This window comes from Candidatus Pelagibacter sp. PS_23, assembly GCF_059417905.1.
The window spans coordinates 874431-893229 of the sequence record NZ_CM182071.1; the positions used below are offsets into that span (position 1 = coordinate 874431).

General features: G+C 30.7%; 21 protein-coding genes. 2 read left to right on the forward strand and 19 right to left on the reverse strand.

Features of this window, described 5'->3' with window-relative positions; translation table 11 throughout:
* Nucleotides 1-18: 18 nt before the first annotated feature.
* From glaH to AC5SLY_RS04760, 9 genes are all read right to left on the reverse strand, one after another.
* Complete coding sequence (gene glaH, locus AC5SLY_RS04720) at nt 19-930, reverse strand: glutarate dioxygenase GlaH (RefSeq protein WP_011282331.1); 912 nt, start codon at nt 928-930, stop codon at nt 19-21.
* Nucleotides 930-1253: an AzlD domain-containing protein gene (locus AC5SLY_RS04725; protein ID WP_027307110.1), complete on the reverse strand. Its 324-nt coding sequence runs from the start codon at nt 1251-1253 to the stop codon at nt 930-932. Before AC5SLY_RS04725 ends, glaH begins: the two co-directional genes overlap by 1 nt.
* A complete protein-coding gene (locus AC5SLY_RS04730) occupies nt 1243-1947 on the reverse strand; it encodes an AzlC family ABC transporter permease (protein ID WP_018414318.1) in 705 nt (234 codons plus the stop codon). The genes AC5SLY_RS04725 and AC5SLY_RS04730 overlap by 11 nt, the downstream gene beginning before the upstream one ends.
* On the reverse strand, nt 1947-2732 hold the full coding sequence (locus AC5SLY_RS04735) for an ABC transporter ATP-binding protein (protein WP_011282334.1): 786 nt from the start codon (nt 2730-2732) through the stop codon (nt 1947-1949). The genes AC5SLY_RS04730 and AC5SLY_RS04735 overlap by 1 nt, the downstream gene beginning before the upstream one ends.
* The gene (locus AC5SLY_RS04740) at nt 2732-3472 is read right to left on the reverse strand and encodes an ABC transporter ATP-binding protein (RefSeq protein WP_271766664.1); all 741 of its coding nucleotides are present in this window, start codon (nt 3470-3472) and stop codon (nt 2732-2734) included. Before AC5SLY_RS04740 ends, AC5SLY_RS04735 begins: the two co-directional genes overlap by 1 nt.
* Entirely contained in the window at nt 3472-4524 is a 1053-nt protein-coding gene (locus AC5SLY_RS04745) for a branched-chain amino acid ABC transporter permease (RefSeq protein ID WP_271766662.1), read from the reverse strand. Before AC5SLY_RS04745 ends, AC5SLY_RS04740 begins: the two co-directional genes overlap by 1 nt.
* Entirely contained in the window at nt 4524-5417 is an 894-nt protein-coding gene (locus tag AC5SLY_RS04750; RefSeq protein WP_027307112.1) for a branched-chain amino acid ABC transporter permease, read from the reverse strand. Before AC5SLY_RS04750 ends, AC5SLY_RS04745 begins: the two co-directional genes overlap by 1 nt.
* A 64-nt stretch (nt 5418-5481) precedes the next feature.
* Nucleotides 5482-6723, reverse strand: a complete 1242-nt coding sequence (locus AC5SLY_RS04755) for an amino acid ABC transporter substrate-binding protein (RefSeq protein WP_011282338.1) — start codon at nt 6721-6723, stop codon at nt 5482-5484.
* Nucleotides 6724-6813: 90 nt separating this feature from the next.
* Nucleotides 6814-7428, reverse strand: coding sequence for a LysE family translocator (locus tag AC5SLY_RS04760; RefSeq protein ID WP_494574759.1), 615 nt, complete (start codon nt 7426-7428; stop codon nt 6814-6816).
* A 133-nt stretch (nt 7429-7561) separates the two neighbouring features.
* Here AC5SLY_RS04760 and AC5SLY_RS04765 point away from each other — a divergent pair, with 133 nt between their 5' ends.
* Together AC5SLY_RS04765 and grxC are read left to right on the forward strand one after the other, a co-directional pair.
* Nucleotides 7562-7858 (forward strand): TIGR03643 family protein, encoded by a 297-nt coding sequence (locus AC5SLY_RS04765; RefSeq protein ID WP_271486317.1) that lies wholly within the window; start codon nt 7562-7564, stop codon nt 7856-7858.
* 3 nt (nt 7859-7861) lie between these two features.
* Complete coding sequence (gene grxC / locus AC5SLY_RS04770; protein WP_006997920.1) at nt 7862-8116, forward strand: glutaredoxin 3; 255 nt, start codon at nt 7862-7864, stop codon at nt 8114-8116.
* Nucleotide 8117: 1 nt separating this feature from the next.
* Here grxC and msrB read toward each other — a convergent pair whose 3' ends face one another.
* The 10 genes from msrB to AC5SLY_RS04820 all read right to left on the reverse strand — a co-directional run bounded on the left by msrB (nt 8118) and on the right by AC5SLY_RS04820 (nt 18715).
* The gene (gene msrB / locus AC5SLY_RS04775; protein WP_271479639.1) at nt 8118-8492 is read right to left on the reverse strand and encodes a peptide-methionine (R)-S-oxide reductase MsrB; all 375 of its coding nucleotides are present in this window, start codon (nt 8490-8492) and stop codon (nt 8118-8120) included.
* Between the two features lie 4 nt (nt 8493-8496).
* Nucleotides 8497-9447, reverse strand: coding sequence for a D-2-hydroxyacid dehydrogenase family protein (locus AC5SLY_RS04780; protein ID WP_494598633.1), 951 nt, complete (start codon nt 9445-9447; stop codon nt 8497-8499).
* Nucleotides 9440-10339: a DMT family transporter gene (locus AC5SLY_RS04785; protein ID WP_020169651.1), complete on the reverse strand. Its 900-nt coding sequence runs from the start codon at nt 10337-10339 to the stop codon at nt 9440-9442. Before AC5SLY_RS04785 ends, AC5SLY_RS04780 begins: the two co-directional genes overlap by 8 nt.
* A complete protein-coding gene (locus AC5SLY_RS04790) occupies nt 10340-11581 on the reverse strand; it encodes an NAD(P)/FAD-dependent oxidoreductase (protein ID WP_020169652.1) in 1242 nt (413 codons plus the stop codon).
* 68 nt (nt 11582-11649) lie between these two features.
* Entirely contained in the window at nt 11650-12771 is a 1122-nt protein-coding gene (rodA, locus tag AC5SLY_RS04795; RefSeq protein ID WP_494598634.1) for a rod shape-determining protein RodA, read from the reverse strand.
* Nucleotides 12772-14739 carry a penicillin-binding protein 2 gene (gene mrdA, locus AC5SLY_RS04800; RefSeq protein WP_494598635.1) on the reverse strand — a complete coding sequence of 656 codons (1968 nt, stop codon included), beginning with the start codon at nt 14737-14739 and terminating at the stop codon, nt 12772-12774. It lies immediately after the preceding gene.
* The gene (locus AC5SLY_RS04805) at nt 14729-15250 is read right to left on the reverse strand and encodes a hypothetical protein (protein WP_011282344.1); all 522 of its coding nucleotides are present in this window, start codon (nt 15248-15250) and stop codon (nt 14729-14731) included. The genes mrdA and AC5SLY_RS04805 overlap by 11 nt, the downstream gene beginning before the upstream one ends.
* The gene (mreC, locus tag AC5SLY_RS04810) at nt 15247-16098 is read right to left on the reverse strand and encodes a rod shape-determining protein MreC (RefSeq protein ID WP_041185801.1); all 852 of its coding nucleotides are present in this window, start codon (nt 16096-16098) and stop codon (nt 15247-15249) included. The genes AC5SLY_RS04805 and mreC overlap by 4 nt, the downstream gene beginning before the upstream one ends.
* Nucleotides 16099-16103: 5 nt before the next feature.
* Complete coding sequence (locus tag AC5SLY_RS04815; RefSeq protein ID WP_271565112.1) at nt 16104-17141, reverse strand: rod shape-determining protein; 1038 nt, start codon at nt 17139-17141, stop codon at nt 16104-16106.
* Between the two features lie 5 nt (nt 17142-17146).
* Nucleotides 17147-18715, reverse strand: a complete 1569-nt coding sequence (locus tag AC5SLY_RS04820) for a 2-isopropylmalate synthase (RefSeq protein ID WP_494598636.1) — start codon at nt 18713-18715, stop codon at nt 17147-17149.
* Nucleotides 18716-18799: the final 84 nt, after the last annotated feature.

Below are 18799 nucleotides of genomic sequence, written 5' to 3' on the forward strand. Positions count from 1 at the left end.
TATAGTGATATTAGTGAATTAATTAATAAAAAAAGAACCTCTAATTCTCAATAGTTCTCTGCTTAAATCTTTATTTTCTTTGAAAGGTTTTCTTCCGTGTAACCAAAAATAATTATTAGCCACAATGGTTGATCCAGGTACTAATTTAGTGATTACTTTATTCTTACTCTCCTCTAAAGCATCTGATAATTTTTGTAAGAAAATTCCTTGATCCATATTTTTTGGTTCAGGGAATTGATCAATATAAGAAATATTTGGCTTACCGTTATCATCTGTTGTGAAAACTGGATGTTCAACTTTATATTCTATATTTTTACTTTTAGGAGACCCCCATACAAAATTTTGTTTTCCAATGGGGTCATTGAATAAATCCTCACAATGTTCCCAGTCATCAAGATGCAACATTGCTGTTTCTCCTCCTTGGACATTTTGTTCTTCAATTTTAGTCATCAAAAGCCAATCTGTGATCTCTTTAACATATGTCCCATCCGTATGAAGATCCATATTTGTGTAAGCTTTTCTTAAGTACGAGTCACTTTTATCTTCATGCTTTACAAAAAATCTTGCATAATATTTTCCAGCCATGGCATCATAATTTGGATTACCAATTAAATAGGCAATTGCTGTTGATAGCTTTACTAAAAAGATATCATTAATTTTTGCACTTACTTTTTTTGGTCCAATTATAAAACAACCTGTTTCTCTATCTCTTACTATTGAATTAAGTAATTTGCTTAATTTATTAGAAGTTAAATCATCTAAACTTTTAGCAATAGTAAATCTGGTAAATGGTTTGTACTCTAAGGCAGTGATATCAAATTTATTGAATGGAAATATTAATTTATCTAAAATTTCATCTTCAATTCTAATGTCAATTATTCTTTTTGAATTTTGATGTTCTGTTATTGTTATTCCAGAGATATTTTCCATTAGAAATAATTACTTAGTACCGCCATCATGATAGCAGAAATAACAGTAGGATAAACAAAATTTCTTTTAGATATAAAAAATATAAATAAACAAAATAAAACAACAGTTACTCTACTTAAGTAACTAGCATCAGACAAAACACCTACCGGAAATATAATTGTTCTTGCTATTAATGCAGCTAGTGTTGAGTAGGCAAGACAATTAAACCATTTAAATAATTTTGAAGTTACTTTTATTCCTTGTGAAGAAATTGCACCTAAAAACCTTGAAGAGAAAGTTGCAAGGGACGTGACTAAGATTGCAAGAAATACACTAGTTGACATTTAGCTCTCCTATAAAATAAGCAATTGTTCCACCAACAAGTCCTCCCAATAAAATTGACCACTCTGGAGATAGAAAATAAAAAATTGGTCCTAATATCAGACCTAAAATTACTGCAGTTGTAATTTGAATAGTTTTCATTGCCCCAACCATCATGCATAAAAAATAAATTGGGTTTAAAATTGCTAAGCCCATCATCATATTCTTATCCAAATAATCAGATGCATAAAATCCTATAAAAGTTCCTATTACTGCTGTAGTCCAAGTAGCACAACCAATTCCAATCCAAAAATCAATTCTATGTTTTTTTTCAATACTTTTGTAATTACTTTTCATAATTAGCCATGCAGATACTGCTATAAAATGACATGAAAAGTAATATTTCCATTTTGGTTGGCTTTTGTGCATCATTAATGGAAATAAAGAAACAGCCATTGGATAAAGACGAGCATTAACAAACCAAACAGCTAAAAAAATATTTAATAATGAAGCTCCAACTAATAACGACTCTGCCATAACTAATGATCCAGGCAAAGCATAAGTAAGCATAGTTGAAAAAATACTTTCTTGAATATTAAATCCTAAATTTTTAAGAAGTGCCCCAATTGCTATAAAACAACATCCAAGTGCAAGGGCTGGGCTATCTGGAGCTAAAATAGATTTGAAACCTTTAAAGAAAAATTCTTTATTAATCATTAACCACCAAGGAATAATCTACCAACGTCAGGATTTTTTAATAAATCGTCCCCTTTGCCAGCAATAGCAGTTTGTCCTGATACTAAAACATAACCTATATCAGCAAACTCTAATCCTTTTTTAGCATTTTGTTCCACTAGGATAATAGTTTTCTTTTCTGTTTGTTGAAGGTCTCTTAATATTTCAAAAACCATATCTATATATCTCGGTTCTAAACCAATTGAAGGTTCATCAACAAGTAATACAGAAGGTTTCATAACTAGTGCTCTAGAAATTTCTAATAATCTTCTTTCCCCACCAGATAAAACTTTTGCAGGTTGGTTTCTTCTGTTTCTTAATCTTTCATATTTTTCAAAAATTCTTTCAGCTTCTTGATAAGATTCGTCTGTGTTTTCTTTAGTATAACCACCCATTAGTAAATTTTCTTCAACCGTCATATCTGGAAAGACTGAATTATCTTGTAAGATATATGCTATTCCACACGACTTAAGTTTTTCTGCTGGGGTTAGATGCGTAATTTCTTTACCATCAATTTCTATTTGCCCTGAAAAGATATTTGTAAATCCATAAATAGAGTGAAGAATTGTAGATTTTCCAGCACCATTTGGACCAATTAAACATAGAGATTGAGCTTTACTTACACACAAATCAAAATCATGTAGAATTTCCATCTTACCATAACCAGCAGATAAATTTTTAATCGTTACATGGTTATTGTCTGGAGATAGTTTTTTTAATTCTTCAGGTCCTGGTGCTTTTCCTAATACATCATATTGATTTGACATTATTGTGCTCCCAAGTAAGCGTCTAGCACACGCTTATCATTTTTAATTTCATCTGGAGTTCCGTTTGCCAACATTTGACCATGTGCTAAACAAAAAACTCTTTGTGCTAAATTCATAACTACTTTCATATTATGCTCTATAACTAACAGGGTAATCCCATAATCTTTATTAACACTAATTAAACGATCAATAATTCCATTAATTAATGTTGGATTAATTCCAGCTGTTGGCTCATCTAACAAGAGCATTTTGGGCTCATTCATTAATGCCATTGCTAGTTCTAATAATTTTTGCTGACCAAAAGAAAGATCTCCTGCTCTAAGTTTTCTTTTTTGATGAAGTCCTACAAACTTTAATAATGTTTCTGCTTTATCAGTTAAACCTGAAGGTATTTTTTGGAAAACTGTTAAAATTCCATCATTTTCAGGTTTGTGGCTGATTAGCATATTTTGAATACAGTTTAATTTTCCATAAATTCGGGTTTGTTGAAAAGTTCTAAGTAATCCAAGTTTAGCAATAACAGGTACTGGTAACTCAGAGACTTCTCTGTTGTTAAATTTAATTGAACCCCCATCAATTGGATAAGTTCCAACTATTGAGTTAAATAAAGTAGTTTTTCCAGAACCATTTGGCCCAATTAATCCAACTATTGAACCTTGTTCAACTGACATAGAGATATCTACGTTGGCTTTAACACCGCCAAAAGACTTACTTACATTTGATATATCTAATATAGCCATTATTTTAATTCTACCTGTGCTTTTCGGTCAGCTTCATCAATTACTTCTCCAAATCTTTCAGGATATTTCTCTCTTAACCATCCCATTAAACCTTCAGGAAAATAAACAACGATTACAATAATTAAAACTCCAAGAGCTACATACTGCCATCCTAAAAAGTAAGTCCAAAATCCTTCTTTAAATAAATGAAATAAAACAGCACCAACTAGTGGTCCCCATAAAGTTCCTTTACCACCAAGAATTGCCATTAACACCATAAACACTCCAAATGTAGGTCCAGCAAATGCAATTTCATTAGGTTCAATGTAACCATTAATATGACCCATTAGTCCTCCTGCAATTCCAACAAAGAACGCTGATACCATCCAACCTATAATTTTATACCTCATAGTGTGAATGCCCATTGCTTCAGCTTTATCTTCGTTATCTCTTATTGCATTTAAAACTAATCCAAATCTTGTACTGTAGGCCCACTTTAAAGTAATAAAAGTTATAACTGCTAAACCAAAACTTAAATAGTACATAAACTGTGATGATGATGCGTTAGATCCTAAATCTTTTGGCCAAACAGGAACCGTCATACCTTGTCCTGCTCCAATAATTTCAATTCCACCTGCAATTTCGCCAGCAGCAATTCCTAAAGCTAAAGTACAAATTGCAAAGTAATGCCCTCTTAAACCTAAAATTCCATAACCAATTACTCCTGCAATTATTGTTGGAATAATTCCTGCTAACAATATTCCAACTCCAAACCCTTGAAAAAATTGTGGAACCGTATGAACAAAAGTTTTTTCTCCACCAGCATCCGTCCACTCAGCTAATGAAAAAAACATTGCTATTTGTGTACTTGAAGCAACATACATTCCAACTCCAAAAAATAAAATATTTCCAAATGTATTGTAGCCCATTTGTCCACCTTGAACGTCCCAAGTCATCGCAAGAACGATTAAAATATAAAGAAACGACATCTGAAGTTTGTAAGCAGGAAATATAAATGCACCAGCTAAGCCAAAAATTATTAGACCCATGTATAAAAGAGTATTTTTATTCATTATTTTAGATATTCTCTTTTTCTTGATAATTTAAATCTTCTGTAAACAAGAATTAATACGAGTAGCGAGAATACAGCTGCTATTCTAAATTCTGTTCCAAGTAGATAATCTGCCCATTCTTCAAATATACCAAGACCCATACCAGATATTGCAACAGCTGGTAAATTTCCAAGTCCAGCAATGATTACAATCATGAATGATCTTACCGTGTAAGGTAATCCTGTGTATGGATGAAGTGTAAATGTGATCGCAACACAAGCTCCTGCTATTCCACATAATGCTGCATTTATTCCAAATGTTGCAGCATAAACTTTTTCTGTATCTACACCTAAAATTTTAGCAGCTCTTGCATTTTGTGCGGTTGCTCTAATTGCTCTACCTAATTTTGATTTTCTCATATAGATCACCAAAATAAATGCGGATATGACACAAACAGCTCCTGAAAATAACTTAGCATTAGGAATTGTAACCATATCGTTAAATAACATTGTTGTTCCAAAATCTGATTGAGCAACAACTACGTCTGCGCCAAATGCAAAATTCATTAACTGTTGTGCTAAAATACTAATTCCAAAAGTTGCAAGAATTGATGTAAATAAATCTTTATCTACCACTTTATTAATAACCAGCTTGTACATTCCCCATCCAACACAATACATTACAATTGGAGATACAATTATACCAAAGGCTGGATGAATTCCTGAGAGATACATAAAGTAAGCAATGTAACCACCCATAATTACTAATTCTCCTTGAGCAATGTTTATTATATTCATTACTCCCCACTGCAGAGCCATTCCATAAGCAATTAATGCAAATAAAATACCTAGAAGTATTCCATCCATTGAGGCTTGGACCATTAGTATTGGTGCTTGAAAAATTAGAAAATCCATAAATTATTTAAATGTTTATAAAAAAATGCCCCCTATTTCTAGGGAGCATTTTACATATTAGGTATTATCTTTTTGACCAAGATGGAATTGGGTGTACCAACTCAGCTGATGCCCATTTTGTAGGAGCAACAACTTTGTTTTCACACTTACTACCATCATCGTTACATGATACTTGGAAAAGTACCATTGGTTTTGATACGTTCTGCCCACCTTCTGCAAATTTTATGTTCCCATAAAAAGTTTGCATATCAGTTGCAGCTAAAGCGTCTCTAACTTTTTTAGTGTCAAATGATTGCGCTCTTTCGAATGCATCTTTAAATACTAATAAAGCAGCTGACGACTCTGCAGCTTGGTATGGCGGTGCATAACCAAATGCTTTTGTAAAATCTGCATCATAGGTAGTTCCATCTTTAAAGAAATCATCTTTGTAAGATAATGATTTATGCCATTGAGAAGCACAAAGTGCATACTCAGAAGCTTTACCATGCATCTTAGATAATTTAGCGGCATCACAGTGAGTCATTGCTAACATAGGAACATCAACTTTCATTTCTGAAATTTGCCTAACAGCTGTTAAAGCTCCTTTTGTGTGACCTGAAACCACAAGAACATCTGGTTTTACAGCTTTTACTTTAGATAAAGTAGCAGCCATATCATTAAGTTCTTTCGGTAACTTGTCATCAATTATGATTTTAGAACCTGTTCTTTTAGCAGCATCAAGAATACCTAATCTCACATCTTGAGAGAAAGCATCTTGTTCAAATGCCATTGCAATCTTAACTGGTTTTCCACCGTTTTTTTCAACTGCAAGATCAATTGCTACATCAAGATATAAGTTCGCAGGAGCTAGTACTGCAAATAAATATTTATAACCCTTAGTGAATAACGATCTAGACGCACCGTTTGCTTCAACCATAGGAATTCCATATTTTTCAGTTACAGGAGCCATAGCTTTAGTCAAACCTGAGCTATAAGGCCCAAGCATGTATTGAACACCATCTTGTTGAATTAATCTTTCTGCAAGTTGTGCTGCCCTTCCAGAGTTTGACTCGTCATCGTAATAAATGATTTCAAACTTGTAAGTTTTTCCACCAACCTTAATACCACCCATGTCATTTATTCTGTCAACTGCTAAGTTATAGCCGTTTTGAGTATGAACACCATTTGATGAGTATTTTCCAGTCAATGAAATAGCTGCACCTAAAATAATTTTATCCCCAACAACCTTCGCGAAAGATATTGTTGAAGCTGAAATTAAAAGAGCAATTGCAGAAACTAAAGTAATAATTATATTTCTGATTTTCATTTTTATTTCCCTCTATTAGTTTTTTAAATTTAAATAAATATTTAACCCTTAAATGTAATTACACGCAAGTCCTTAAGACAAAAGTGTGACCTAATAGTTTTGAATAAATGCTATGATTAAAGCGATTAATATCAATACACACGCTGAAATTGTATTAATAACTTTTGGGTTTGCTTTTATCCAAACAATTAATTTTCTAGCAAGAACAGCATAAGCAATTAAAGATAAAAAATCTAAAACTGCATATGTTGTAATTAAAATTAAAAATTGGACAATATAATTTGAATTAAAATCTATAAACTGTGGAAATATTAAAGGAAAAAACATCCAAGCTTTTGGACTTGTTCCTGCAACTAAAAAACCATCTTTAAAAAAAGAAAAAAAGCTTTTTGACGAAATATTATTTGAATTTATATCTTTTGGTCTTGAATTATAAATATCATAAGCGAGATAAAGTAAGTAAGCTATACCAATCCACTTAAAAGTATTTAGAAAGTTTGGATTATCAACAAAAAAAGATCCTAAAACAAAAATTACTAATGTTGCTTGAATAATATTTGCTGTAACATCTCCAAGAGCTGTCCAGATACATTTTTGAACTCCATAATTCATGGAATATGAAATGATTACAATTCTAGGTGTACCAGGAGTGATAAATAAAAATAAAATAATCTGTAAAAAAAGAAAATAATTTAAGGGAAGCATTTTGTTGTTTGGATAGTCCAAAAAAACCGGGAGCTAAAGATGGCTAAGATGGACTATCTAAGTTTGAAGATACCATGACCTTAAATAAAATGCATTAATCAATTTTTTTAAATATAATGAAAATAAAGGATTTATGAAAAAAAAAGGTCACACCCCTATAACTAGAGTTAAAAATCCAGAACCCCATATATCAGATCCTGACTGGATCATCTGGGCTGCTTGGGCTGACCGGATTACCTTTGAAGAAATAGAGCAAAAAACTGGAAAGACAGAAGGTGAAGTAATCAAGATTATGAGGCGTTCTATAAAGCCTGTTTCTTTTAGATTGTGGAGAAAAAGAGTTAATCAAAAAAGTATTAAACATAGAAAAAAATTTGAATACTCTAGAAAAGAAATTACTAGTAAAATTAAAAAGAATGATTATTTATAAGATATGAAAAATGTAACTATTTATACAGGTCCACTTTGTAATTTTTGTGATGCAGCAAAAAGATTATTAGCTAGAAACAACGTTGAATATAAAGAAATTAATATTGCAACAGTAGATGGAGCAATGGATGAAATGATTACTAAAGCTAATGGAAAAAGAACTATTCCACAAATCTTTTTTGATGACAATCATATTGGTGGTTACGATGATGTTAGAGCTCTTGAAAAAGAAAATAAATTACTAGAACTTTTAAAATAAACTAGTTTTTAGGTTTAAAAGTCAGACAAACACCATTATTACAATATCTTTTACCAGTTGGTTTAGGCCCATCTTCAAAGATATGACCATGATGTCCGCCACATTTTTTGCAATGATATTCTACCCGCTCATAACCTAATAGAGTATCTGTTTTAGTTTCAAATGCATCCGGTAACGATTGATAAAATGAAGGCCAACCTGAACCACTTTCATATTTGGCATTTGAGTCAAATAATTTTTCACCACAATTAGCACAGTGATAACTTCCTTCTCTCTTCTCGTGATTTAATTCACTTGTACCAGGCGCTTCCGTACCATCTTCAAATAAAATTAATTTTTGTTCAGCTGTAAGATCTTTATTAATTTTTTTTGTCATAAATTTATTCTAATACTCTTAAGGGTTTACCTGCAACACATGCCTCTAATCCTTCAATCATCTGTGTATAAAATATACTATAATTTTCTGCTGTTACATAGCCAACATGTGGCATCAACAATGCATTTGGTAAAAATCTTAGTTTGTTACCTTCTGGCAGAGGTTCTTTTTCATAAACATCAAGTCCTGCTCCAGCAATAACATTGGTTGATAATGCTATAATTAAATCATCTTCATTAATAATTGATCCTCTAGATGTATTAATTAAAAAAGCAGTTTTTTTCATTGAGTCTAATTCTTTTAGTTTTATTAACTCTTTATATCTTTCTCCACCTTGCACATGGATCGACAAAAAATCAGAATTTTGAAATAGATCTTCTTTACTGCATGGAAGGACACTAAGTTCTTTACAAGTATCCAAGTTTAAATTTTCACTCCAAGCCATAACTTCCATGCCAAAAGCTTTAGCAATTTTAGCAACTTGTGAACCAACTCTTCCAAGTCCAACTAACCCCAAAATCTTTCCTTTAAGCTCAAACCCAATAGTGGTTTGCCAGTAACCTTGGTACATGTTGTCAATTTCTTCTTTAAAATTTCTAGCTAACCCTAAGATTAAACCCCAGGTTAATTCTGTTGTGCCTGCAAAATCAATGTCAGTACCACACACAGTAATTTTTCTCTTTTTAGCAGCAGCTAAGTCTATTGCTTTATTTCTTGAACCACTGGTAATGATATATTTAAGGTCATTTAAATTATCGATTAAATTTTTAGTAATAGGAGTTCGCTCTCTCATTATCAATAATGCTTCAAAGTCTGATAATTGCTCTATGGCATCTGCTTCATCTTCAAAGGGTTCACTGAATATTTTAAATTCATATTTGCCAGATAATTTTTTTAAATCAACAAATTCGTGAGACACGTTTTGGTAATCATCTAAGATAGCAACTTTAAGCATTTTTAATCTTTCTGTTTGATAAAAGAATTCCTGTTAAAATAAATATTGCGCCCAACATATGATAAAACATAAATTTTTCATTAAAAATAATCATTGCCATAATTGCACTTAAAATAGGCATCATATGTAAAAAAACACCTGCTCTGTTAGCACCAATTAAAGCAACTCCCTTTATCCAAAAAATAAAAGAAGCAAGACCTGGAAATAGAACTACATAAAATAAAATCATGTAAAAGTTTTGATTTAAAACAATTCTAAAGCCCATTTGATACTCTATAAAGTAAATTGGTATTAAAAAAATAAAGCCAAATGAAATTACTACTTCTAGTAAACCTAGTTGAGATAGTTCGTGTTTTTTTTTCTTTAAAAGAGCTGAATAAGTAGCCCAAGAAAGCATTCCAAAAACCATCGTGATATCACCCTTGTTAAAGTCTAAATTCATTAATATTCCAAGATTTGCTTTAGTTATAATTAAAACAACTCCAATAAAAGAACATGTAACTCCCAATATTTGAAAAGTATTAGTTTTTTCAATTTTTAAAATTGAAGAAATGAAAATGATCATCACTGGTATTGTTGATATCATCAATACTCCACTGATTACTTGCGTAAAGTTTAAAGAATAATAGACAATTGAATTAAAGATGGTGACACTCGTTATTCCAAGAATTGTGTAATATTTATAATTTTCTAAAATATAACTTCTTTTGTTAAATAGTTCTTGAATTGTAAATGGAGCTAAGATCAACCAAGCAAAAAGCCATCTATAAAAATTTAATGAAAATGGAGGTACTTGATATTGACTAGCAAATTTTCCAACTAAAAAATTTCCTGACCAAAATAAAGCTGCTAAAAATAAAAAAATATAAGCAACATTATTTTTATTTATCACTTAGCTAAACCTAAGAGAGCTATATGGCTTTAAATCTAAGTTTGTATTTTCTTCAGCAATCATTCCAGAGATTATTTTCCCTGAAATAGGTCCTAATGTCCATCCTAAATGATGATGACCAAAGCAATAAAAAACATTTTTATATTTTTTTGAAGGTCCTATTACAGGCAAGTAGTCTGGTAATGTAGGTCTAAAACCAAGCCACTCATCTTCATGTTCGGGTAAATCACCCATCATGTATTTTGCATTATTAATTAAATTTTTAACTCTTGATTTTGATAATGGGTTGTCTAATCCACCAAATTCAACCGTACCTACAACTCTAAGTCCCTGTTCCATGGGTGTAATACCAAATCCTCTATTTTGGAAAATTACGGGTCTACTTAAAAGATGATCGCAATTTTTAAAATGCACATGATACCCTCTTTCAGTATCTAGAGGTATTTTTTCATCTAAATTATCTGTTAATTTTTTTGAAAATGAACCACAGGCAATAACAATTTTATCAAATAGAAAACTTTGTGTTTCAGATTTTATAACTGGCTTTTCATCATTAAAATTTATGTCTTTAATATTCATTTTTAAAAACTTACCCCCCTTTTTCAAAAAAAGATCATAAAGTTTTAAAAGAATTTTTTTAGGGTTTCTCGCATGTCTGCCATATTGATAATAAACACCTCCATGATAGATAGGTTTTATATTGGGTTCTAAGTCATGAATTTCTTTTGGAGTAATTACTTGTTGATCAACCCCCAGTTCATTTCTAACTTTAATCTCTAATTCTCTGCTTTTTAAACTTTGATCGTTCCAAATATATAAAATACCTTTTTTCTCAACTAATCCTCCAAGCTCTACTTCATCAAATAATTCATCATAAGCAGGTAATGCTAAATCTAAAATTTGATGCATGTTTTTAGCGGTATGCATCATTCTTTTTGTAGTACAGTTTCTTACAAATTGTAAAAACCAAGGCATCATTTTTGGAACATAGTTCCATTTTAAAGCAAGTGGACCTGTAGAACTTAAAAGCATTGCAGGGACATCAGTTAATACATCAGGTCTATTTATAGGAACAGATGCATATGGAGAAAAGTGACCTGCATTACCGTAGGATGCAGCAGGACTTCCCGGTTCATCTCTATCAAAAATTGTTACACTAAAACCTTTTTTTTGTAAAAATAAAGCATTCGAAATACCTTGTATACCAGCACCAACAATTCCAATTTTTAAATTTTTTTCCATGACACTTTATATAATTCTTAAAATTAAATATTCTCGCGACAAATTAGACAAGTAAAACATTAAAATACTTACGCTATTAGCTGTTTATGATTAATTTTAGCACTCATAACAATTGCAAATCCAATCATGGTTGCAAGCATTGAAGACCCTCCATATGACATAATTGGCAGGGGAGATCCAACGATAGGCAGTAAACCTAAAACCATTGACATATTTACTGTTACATAAAAAAATATTGCAGACCCATAGCCGTAGCAAAAAAGTTTAGCGAAATAACTCCTCGAGATTGCACCAATTCTTAATACTCTATAAATAATGATTATATAAATTAACAATAAAATTAGGGAACCTAAAAAACCATGTTCCTCAGCAAATAAAGTGAAAATGAAATCTGTATGTTTTTCCGGTAAAAATTCTAAATAACTTTGAGTGCCTTTTAAAAAACCTTTGCCAGTTAAACCTCCTGATCCAACTGCTATTTTAGATTGAATAATTTGGTAACCTGCACCTAGAGGATCCCTATCTGGATTAAGAAAAGTCAAAATTCTAAGCTTTTGATAAGGCTGTAAAAAAGCAATAGCAAAAGGCATTGAAATTAATAAAGCTATAAAAGAATAAACAAAATATTTAATATTAATTCCTGCAAGCCAAATGACAACTAATCCACTTAAAGCAATTAAAATTGAAGTTCCCAAATCAGGTTGAGTAATAACAAGCATGATTGGTAAAATTAAAATTACCAAAGCAACAAACATAACTTGAAAACTATTAACTTTATTCAATTGTATACGGTGATAATATTTAGCAAGGCATACTATTATTGCAATTTTCATTAATTCAGATGGCTGTAAATTAATAAAATATAAATTGATCCATCTTTGTGATCCTGAAGCTTTAATGCCATACAAGGAAGCCCAGACTAGAAAAAATAAAACTACAATATAAAAAAAGTAAGCAAAGTAATGCCAAAATTTAATATTAAAAAATGACATAAAAATCATTATTGTGAAAAAAATTAAAAATTTTGAAATATGACTTTTGCTATGAAATAAGATTTGCCCCCCATCGGTTGAGTACATGGACAAAGCACTAATTAACCCAAGCAATAAAATACAAATTAACAAAATGTAATCAAAATTTCTTAATTTTTGAAAAAAAGTGGGTTGTGTATTAAATGAATTGTATTGCATTTATATTTTTAAATCATTTTGTTTAGTTTGTTTCTCTCTTAGCTCATGTCTATCTATAATTAATTTAAACAGTTTTTTTGCAATCGGTGCAGCAGCTGAACTACCTGATCCACCATGCTCTATAACAATACTTAATGCGTATCTTGGATTCTTATATGGACCAAACGCTATATATAAAGCGTGATCCCTCTCATTATATGGAATTTCAGAGGTACTTAAATCAAGTTCTCTTGCAGCTTCAGTTATTCTTTTAACCTGTGATGTTCCTGTCTTTCCAGCAAATTGGTATTTGGGATCTTCGATACGTGAATTATAAGAAGTCCCTCTGACCTCATTTGTAGATGCAAACATCGCTTCACGAACTAAGTTTATATTTTTAGAATTTTTAAATAAGGTTTCATGTTCCTTTTTATCTAAAAACCCTAAAAGTTCTTCTGTTGTATCTTTTAATCCACTGTCTTTTTTATTTAATTGTTTTTTGTTTTCATTCATTATGAATCTAATTTCTTCTGCAGTTTTACTATCTTCTTCTACTATTATTTTTGGATAAATCTTAAATCCTCCATTTGCAAGCTGAGCTGTCATTTGACATAATTGTAGAGGTGTTGTTTGAGTATAGCCTTGTCCAATACCTGTGATTAATGTTTCACCTATAACCCAACCTTTTCCTAAATTATTTTTTTTCCATTTGGTGTCAGGAATTAACCCTTTTTTCTCAATACTAAATGTTTCATTTAAAACTTTTTCACCAAGGCCAAATTTTATAGATGTTTCTTTTAATCGATCTACACCAAGTTTTCTCGCAATCTCATAAAAATATGTATCACAAGACTGCTTCATTGCGCTCTTTAAATCTACAATGCCATGTCCTCTTTTTTTCCAGCAATGATAAGTTTGTCCATACATTTCAATTTTTCCTGTACAGTTAACTTTGAAATTTTCATCAATAATTTTATTTTCTAGTGCTGATAAAGCTACCATTGGTTTGAATGTTGAGCCTGGTGAATACAAACCAGATAAAGTTTTATTAACTAATGGTTTTAATGGATTGTTTCTAATTAACTGCCAGTCATCTTGATTAATTCCAAAAAGAAATAAATTAGGGTCAAATGATGGTGATGACTGCATAGCAATTATATCACCCGTATAAATATCCATTATACTTATTGAGCCAGCTACACCTTTTAAAAGCTCATTACAAAACTTTTGAATTTCTGTATCTACAGTGAGTTTAATTGTTTTGCCATTTAATCCATCGGTATGATCAAGTTGGCTAATTCTTTTTCCATAGGCATTAACTTCATACCTTTGGATACCATTCGTACCAATTAATTCATCTTCAAAAGTTTTTTCTAAACCATTTTTTCCCACTTTGAGACCTGGTACATGTGTACTTCTTATAATTTCATTATTTAGAATATCTTTTTCACTCGCTTCACTAACATAGCCCAAGACATGTGTATAACTTTCACTAAAGGGATAGTTTCGTGATACAGATAGAACTGGTTTGGCTCCTACTAAATCGTGCAAGTAATAATTAACTTTTGTAAACTGCTCCCATGTTAAATTTTTAGAAATGATTATAGTTTCCCAAGGTTTTTGTTTATTTTTTTGGTCTATTATTTTTTTAAAATCATTATTACTAATATTTAAAATTTCTTTTAACCTTACCATCAAATATTTAAAATCTTCTACTTCTTCAGGAATAACATGAAGTTGATATACTTTTAAATTACCAGCAATAACATTTTCAAAATAATCTAAAAACTCACCTCTAATTGGAGGTAATTTCCATTCACGTAATCTATTTTTGTCAGATAGAGTTAAATATTTTTTATTCTCTGTAATTTGTAATGAAAATAATCGAGTAATTATTCCAGTAAATACAATAATCTTAGCAGCACTAATAATAAACATTCTTCTATTAATGGTTTGAACTTTTTTTACACCAAAATCTTCACCCAGCATTATTATTTCTCACTACATAATTTTCAAAAAAATTAAATAAATTTGAAAATAAAAAATAAAACAAAAAAGTGAATACCATATTTATTATTTGGTCAAAATAATTTAACTCATAATTAAAAATAAATTTTAAAGATAAAAACAATAATGAATTTATAATTAAAATTGTTAAAAGAAAAAATATACCATCTTTTAGTAAACTTGGTCTTAAAGTGATATTTCTAAGATAGGATGCTGCTACACAAAGTATTAGATACATTAAGCTGCTTAATCCAATTGGAGTTCCTATCACAACATCGTTAAACAAACCTGCAATAAAAATATAAGTATATCCTAAACTTTCAGTTTTTTTTAGACTGTAGTAAAAAATTAAAATATATGAAAAATTAAATGAAAAATATTTTAAACCTGAATAATTAAAATCATAATCATTTAAAACAGATACAAAAAGTAAAATTACGGGTACTTTTAATAATATTATTCTAATAAAATTTTTATTTCTTAACCCTGTCATTTGTTCTCACTTTTTTTAAATGAAACAACTTTTACAAATTTTAATTGAGAAAAATCTGAAAAAAAATCTACTTTTTTTTCATCACTCAAGTTATTAATATTCATTCTTCCTATAGGTATTCCAGCCTTGAATAAGCTGCCTGCTCCAGAAGTGTAAATAACAGACTCATTTTTGATATCCTCATATTTTTTGCTATACTGAATTACCCCATAATCTTTACCCGTCCCTGAAAGTATAGAAATTACTGTGTTCGGTTCTACTATGACTGGAATTTTACTATTCAAATCTGAAAGTAATAATACCCTAGATGATGAATAGTTAACCTCAACAATTTTTCCAACAAGATATTCACCATCTATTACAACCATTCCAAGGTTTACTTTATGTTTACTGCCTTTGTTAATGATGATTGATCTTAAGTAAGGACTACTTTTATCACTTAAAACTTTAGCAATTATAGTGTCTGATTTAACCAAATGATCATCAACAATATTTTTTAATCTTTGGTTTTCTGAAATTATAAATTCATTTAATAAATCTTTGGCTTTTAAAATCTCTAGTTCAGACTTAATTTTTTCATTTTCCTTATAAAGTTTTTTATGATTTTGGATTGTAAGATAACTATCTTTTAATAAATTTTCTGGCACAGAAACTATAAAAGACGATCTATAAACTACTTCCTTAATGCCTATTTTTACATAGTTTATAATTTTAAAATTAAAACTGCCCAAAATTAAAAAAAATATAGAAAAAAATATTAAACTTAATAATGAGAATCTTTGCTGTGTTCCTTTTTTTAAAAAAGCAGATCTTAATGCAATTACAAAATCATCTCTGCTTGTTTCCATTATTTCTAATACTCAGATAACATAGTAGAGAATGTTTCTTCTTGATCTAGCGCTTTTCCTGTCCCAATTGCAACACATGCTAAAGGATCATCTGCTATAAAAACTGGTAATCCAGTTTCTTTTGAGAATCTTTTATCAATATTTTTTAATAAAGCTCCACCGCCTGTTAAAGTTAAACCCATATCCACTAAATCAGCTGATAATTCAGGAGGAGTATTTTCCAGAGCATCTTTTATCCCATTCACCATTTCTTTTAAAATATCATTTAAAGCTTCTGCTGTATCTTCTTCAGTAATATTTACTTCTTTAGGTGTTCCTGATCTTAAATCTCTACCTTTAACAGCATAAGTATTGCTGTTCGATGGTATAGCTGTACCAATTTCTTTTTTTATTTTTTCAGCAGTACTATCTCCAATCATTAAATTGTATTCTTTTCTCATATAATTAACTAATGCTGTATCCATTGCATCTCCAGCAACTCTTAAAGATTTAGAATAAACAAGACCACCTAGTGACATAACGGCTATCTCTGTAGTACCTCCACCAATATCAACAACCATTGATCCAGTTGCTTCTGAGATTGGTAGACCTGCACCAATTGCTGCAGCGATAGGTTCCTCAATTAATTGTACTCTTCTCGCGCCTGCTGCTAACGCACTATCTTGAATGGCTTTTCTTTCAACTGGTGTTGACCCTGTTGGAACGCAAATTAAAATTCTTGGGTTTGCAAAAGTTTTATTTTTGTGAACTTTTTTTATAAAATGTTTAATCATTTCCTCGGTAACTATAAAGTCTGCAATCACTCCATCTCTCAAAGGTCTAATAGCACTAATGTTGCCAGGTGTTCTTCCAAGCATCGTTTTTGCTTCGTCACCTACAGCTAATACAGTTTTTTTTCCATTATTATCAGCAATGGCTACTACAGAGGGTTCATTTAAAACTACTCCTTGCCCTTTTAAAACAACAAGTGTGTTAGCAGTTCCAAGATCAATCGCCATATCTTGACTCCAAATACTACTTAAATTTTTAAACCAATTAGCCATCTTAATTATATACCTTTCACTTTTTGAGTTTCATGCTCCATTGGAACAGTTTTTTTTCTTTTAATAATCATTTTATTTAAAGCACTTAAATAAGCATTAGCTGACGCTACTAATGTGTCAGTATCAGCAGCTTGTCCAACTGTAGTTTTGCCTTCTTCTTCAATTCTAACACTTACTGTAGCTTGAGCGTCTGTTCCCTCAGTAACTGCATGTACTTGATAAAGTTGTAATTTAACGTCGTGTGGATATAAAACTTTTATACATTTAAAAATAGCATCTACAGGACCATCACCTGTTTCTGATGTTGATTTTACTTCTCCATAAACGTCAAGTGTCATTTCTGCTTTTTGAGGCTCACCTGTTCCTGCAAAAACTTTTAAAGACTTTAAATTTATTGCATTAATTTTATTGTCTGAAATTAAACTATCATCAACTAAGGCCATAATATCATCATCATAAACATGTTTTTTCTTGTCAGCTAAAACTTTAAATTTACCAAAAGCAGATTGGATTACGTCATCAGTTACATCTGCATAACCAAGATCATTTAACTTTTCTTTAAAAGCATGTCGCCCCGAATGTTTACCCATTACTAGTGAAGTTTTCTTAACCCCCACACTCTCTGGTGTCATAATTTCATAAGTTTCTCTATTTTTAAGCATTCCATCTTGATGAATACCTGCTTCATGAGCAAAAGCATTTTTTCCAACAATTGCCTTATTAAATTGAACTGGAAACGTTGCATTAGAGACAACTTTTGAAGCTTTACTTAATAATTCAGTTTTAATTCCTGTTGTAAAAGGCATTAAATCATTTCTTGTTCTTATCGCCATTACAATTTCTTCAAGTGCAGCATTACCTGCTCTCTCACCAATACCATTTATAGTGCACTCTACTTGTCTTGCTCCTGCTGCAACCCCTGCAAGTGAATTTGCAACTGCTAATCCTAAATCGTTATGACAGTGAACGGATAAAATTGCTTTATCTATATTTGGAACTTTGTTTTTTAAAGTTGTGATAATTTTAGTAAATTCTGATGGAATTGTATAACCAACAGTGTCAGGAATATTTATTGTTTTGGCTCCACTGCTGATTGCTGTCTCAACTATCTTACACATAAAATCCATGTCTGTTCTAGTTCCATCTTCACAAGACCACTCAACATCATCTGTTAAATTTCTTGCATAAGTTACACTTTCTTTTATTGCATCCAAAACTTGTTCTGGAGTTTTATTTAATTTGTGTTTCATGTGTAATGGACTTGTGGAAATAAAAGTATGAATTCTAAATCTTGGGGAAGCTTTTAATGCTTCATGACATGCATCTATATCCTTTTTGCTAGCTCTTGATAATCCACATGGAATAGAATTTTTTAGAATTTTACTTATTGCAGTTACAGCCTCAAAGTCACCAGGGGATGCAATTGGAAAACCAGCTTCAATTACATCTATGCCTAATTCATCAAAAATTCTAGCAATTTGAATTTTTTCTTCAATACTCATTGATGCACCAGGTGACTGCTCACCATCTCGCATCGTAGTATCAAATATAAAAATTTTATCTTTGTCGCTCATAACCAATAATTTTAGAAAATCTATAATACAATCTATAATAGAGATTGCAAAATAAATGTTATATTTTGGCTATAATTTATGATC

Bases quoted from the DNA above. Each gene is read 5' to 3' on its own strand.
- AC5SLY_RS04760 (WP_494574759.1), bottom strand. From the start codon at position 7,428: ATGCTTCCCTTAAATTATTTTCTTTTTTTACAGATTATTTTATTTTTA.
- glaH (WP_011282331.1), bottom strand. From the start codon at position 930: ATGGAAAATATCTCTGGAATAACAATAACAGAACATCAAAATTCAAAA.
- msrB (WP_271479639.1), bottom strand. From the start codon at position 8,492: ATGACAAAAAAAATTAATAAAGATCTTACAGCTGAACAAAAATTAATT.
- mreC (WP_041185801.1), bottom strand. From the start codon at position 16,098: ATGGAAACAAGCAGAGATGATTTTGTAATTGCATTAAGATCTGCTTTT.
- grxC (WP_006997920.1), top strand. From the start codon at position 7,862: ATGAAAAATGTAACTATTTATACAGGTCCACTTTGTAATTTTTGTGAT.
- AC5SLY_RS04765 (WP_271486317.1), top strand. From the start codon at position 7,562: ATGAAAAAAAAAGGTCACACCCCTATAACTAGAGTTAAAAATCCAGAA.
- AC5SLY_RS04755 (WP_011282338.1), bottom strand. From the start codon at position 6,723: ATGAAAATCAGAAATATAATTATTACTTTAGTTTCTGCAATTGCTCTT.
- mrdA (WP_494598635.1), bottom strand. From the start codon at position 14,739: ATGCTGGGTGAAGATTTTGGTGTAAAAAAAGTTCAAACCATTAATAGA.
- AC5SLY_RS04780 (WP_494598633.1), bottom strand. From the start codon at position 9,447: ATGCTTAAAGTTGCTATCTTAGATGATTACCAAAACGTGTCTCACGAA.
- AC5SLY_RS04750 (WP_027307112.1), bottom strand. From the start codon at position 5,417: ATGGATTTTCTAATTTTTCAAGCACCAATACTAATGGTCCAAGCCTCA.
- AC5SLY_RS04815 (WP_271565112.1), bottom strand. From the start codon at position 17,141: ATGGCTAATTGGTTTAAAAATTTAAGTAGTATTTGGAGTCAAGATATG.
- AC5SLY_RS04740 (WP_271766664.1), bottom strand. From the start codon at position 3,472: ATGGCTATATTAGATATATCAAATGTAAGTAAGTCTTTTGGCGGTGTT.
- AC5SLY_RS04745 (WP_271766662.1), bottom strand. From the start codon at position 4,524: ATGAATAAAAATACTCTTTTATACATGGGTCTAATAATTTTTGGCTTA.
- AC5SLY_RS04805 (WP_011282344.1), bottom strand. From the start codon at position 15,250: ATGACAGGGTTAAGAAATAAAAATTTTATTAGAATAATATTATTAAAA.
- AC5SLY_RS04790 (WP_020169652.1), bottom strand. From the start codon at position 11,581: ATGGAAAAAAATTTAAAAATTGGAATTGTTGGTGCTGGTATACAAGGT.
- AC5SLY_RS04735 (WP_011282334.1), bottom strand. From the start codon at position 2,732: ATGTCAAATCAATATGATGTATTAGGAAAAGCACCAGGACCTGAAGAA.
- rodA (WP_494598634.1), bottom strand. From the start codon at position 12,771: ATGCAATACAATTCATTTAATACACAACCCACTTTTTTTCAAAAATTA.
- AC5SLY_RS04820 (WP_494598636.1), bottom strand. From the start codon at position 18,715: ATGAGCGACAAAGATAAAATTTTTATATTTGATACTACGATGCGAGAT.
- AC5SLY_RS04730 (WP_018414318.1), bottom strand. From the start codon at position 1,947: ATGATTAATAAAGAATTTTTCTTTAAAGGTTTCAAATCTATTTTAGCT.
- AC5SLY_RS04725 (WP_027307110.1), bottom strand. From the start codon at position 1,253: ATGTCAACTAGTGTATTTCTTGCAATCTTAGTCACGTCCCTTGCAACT.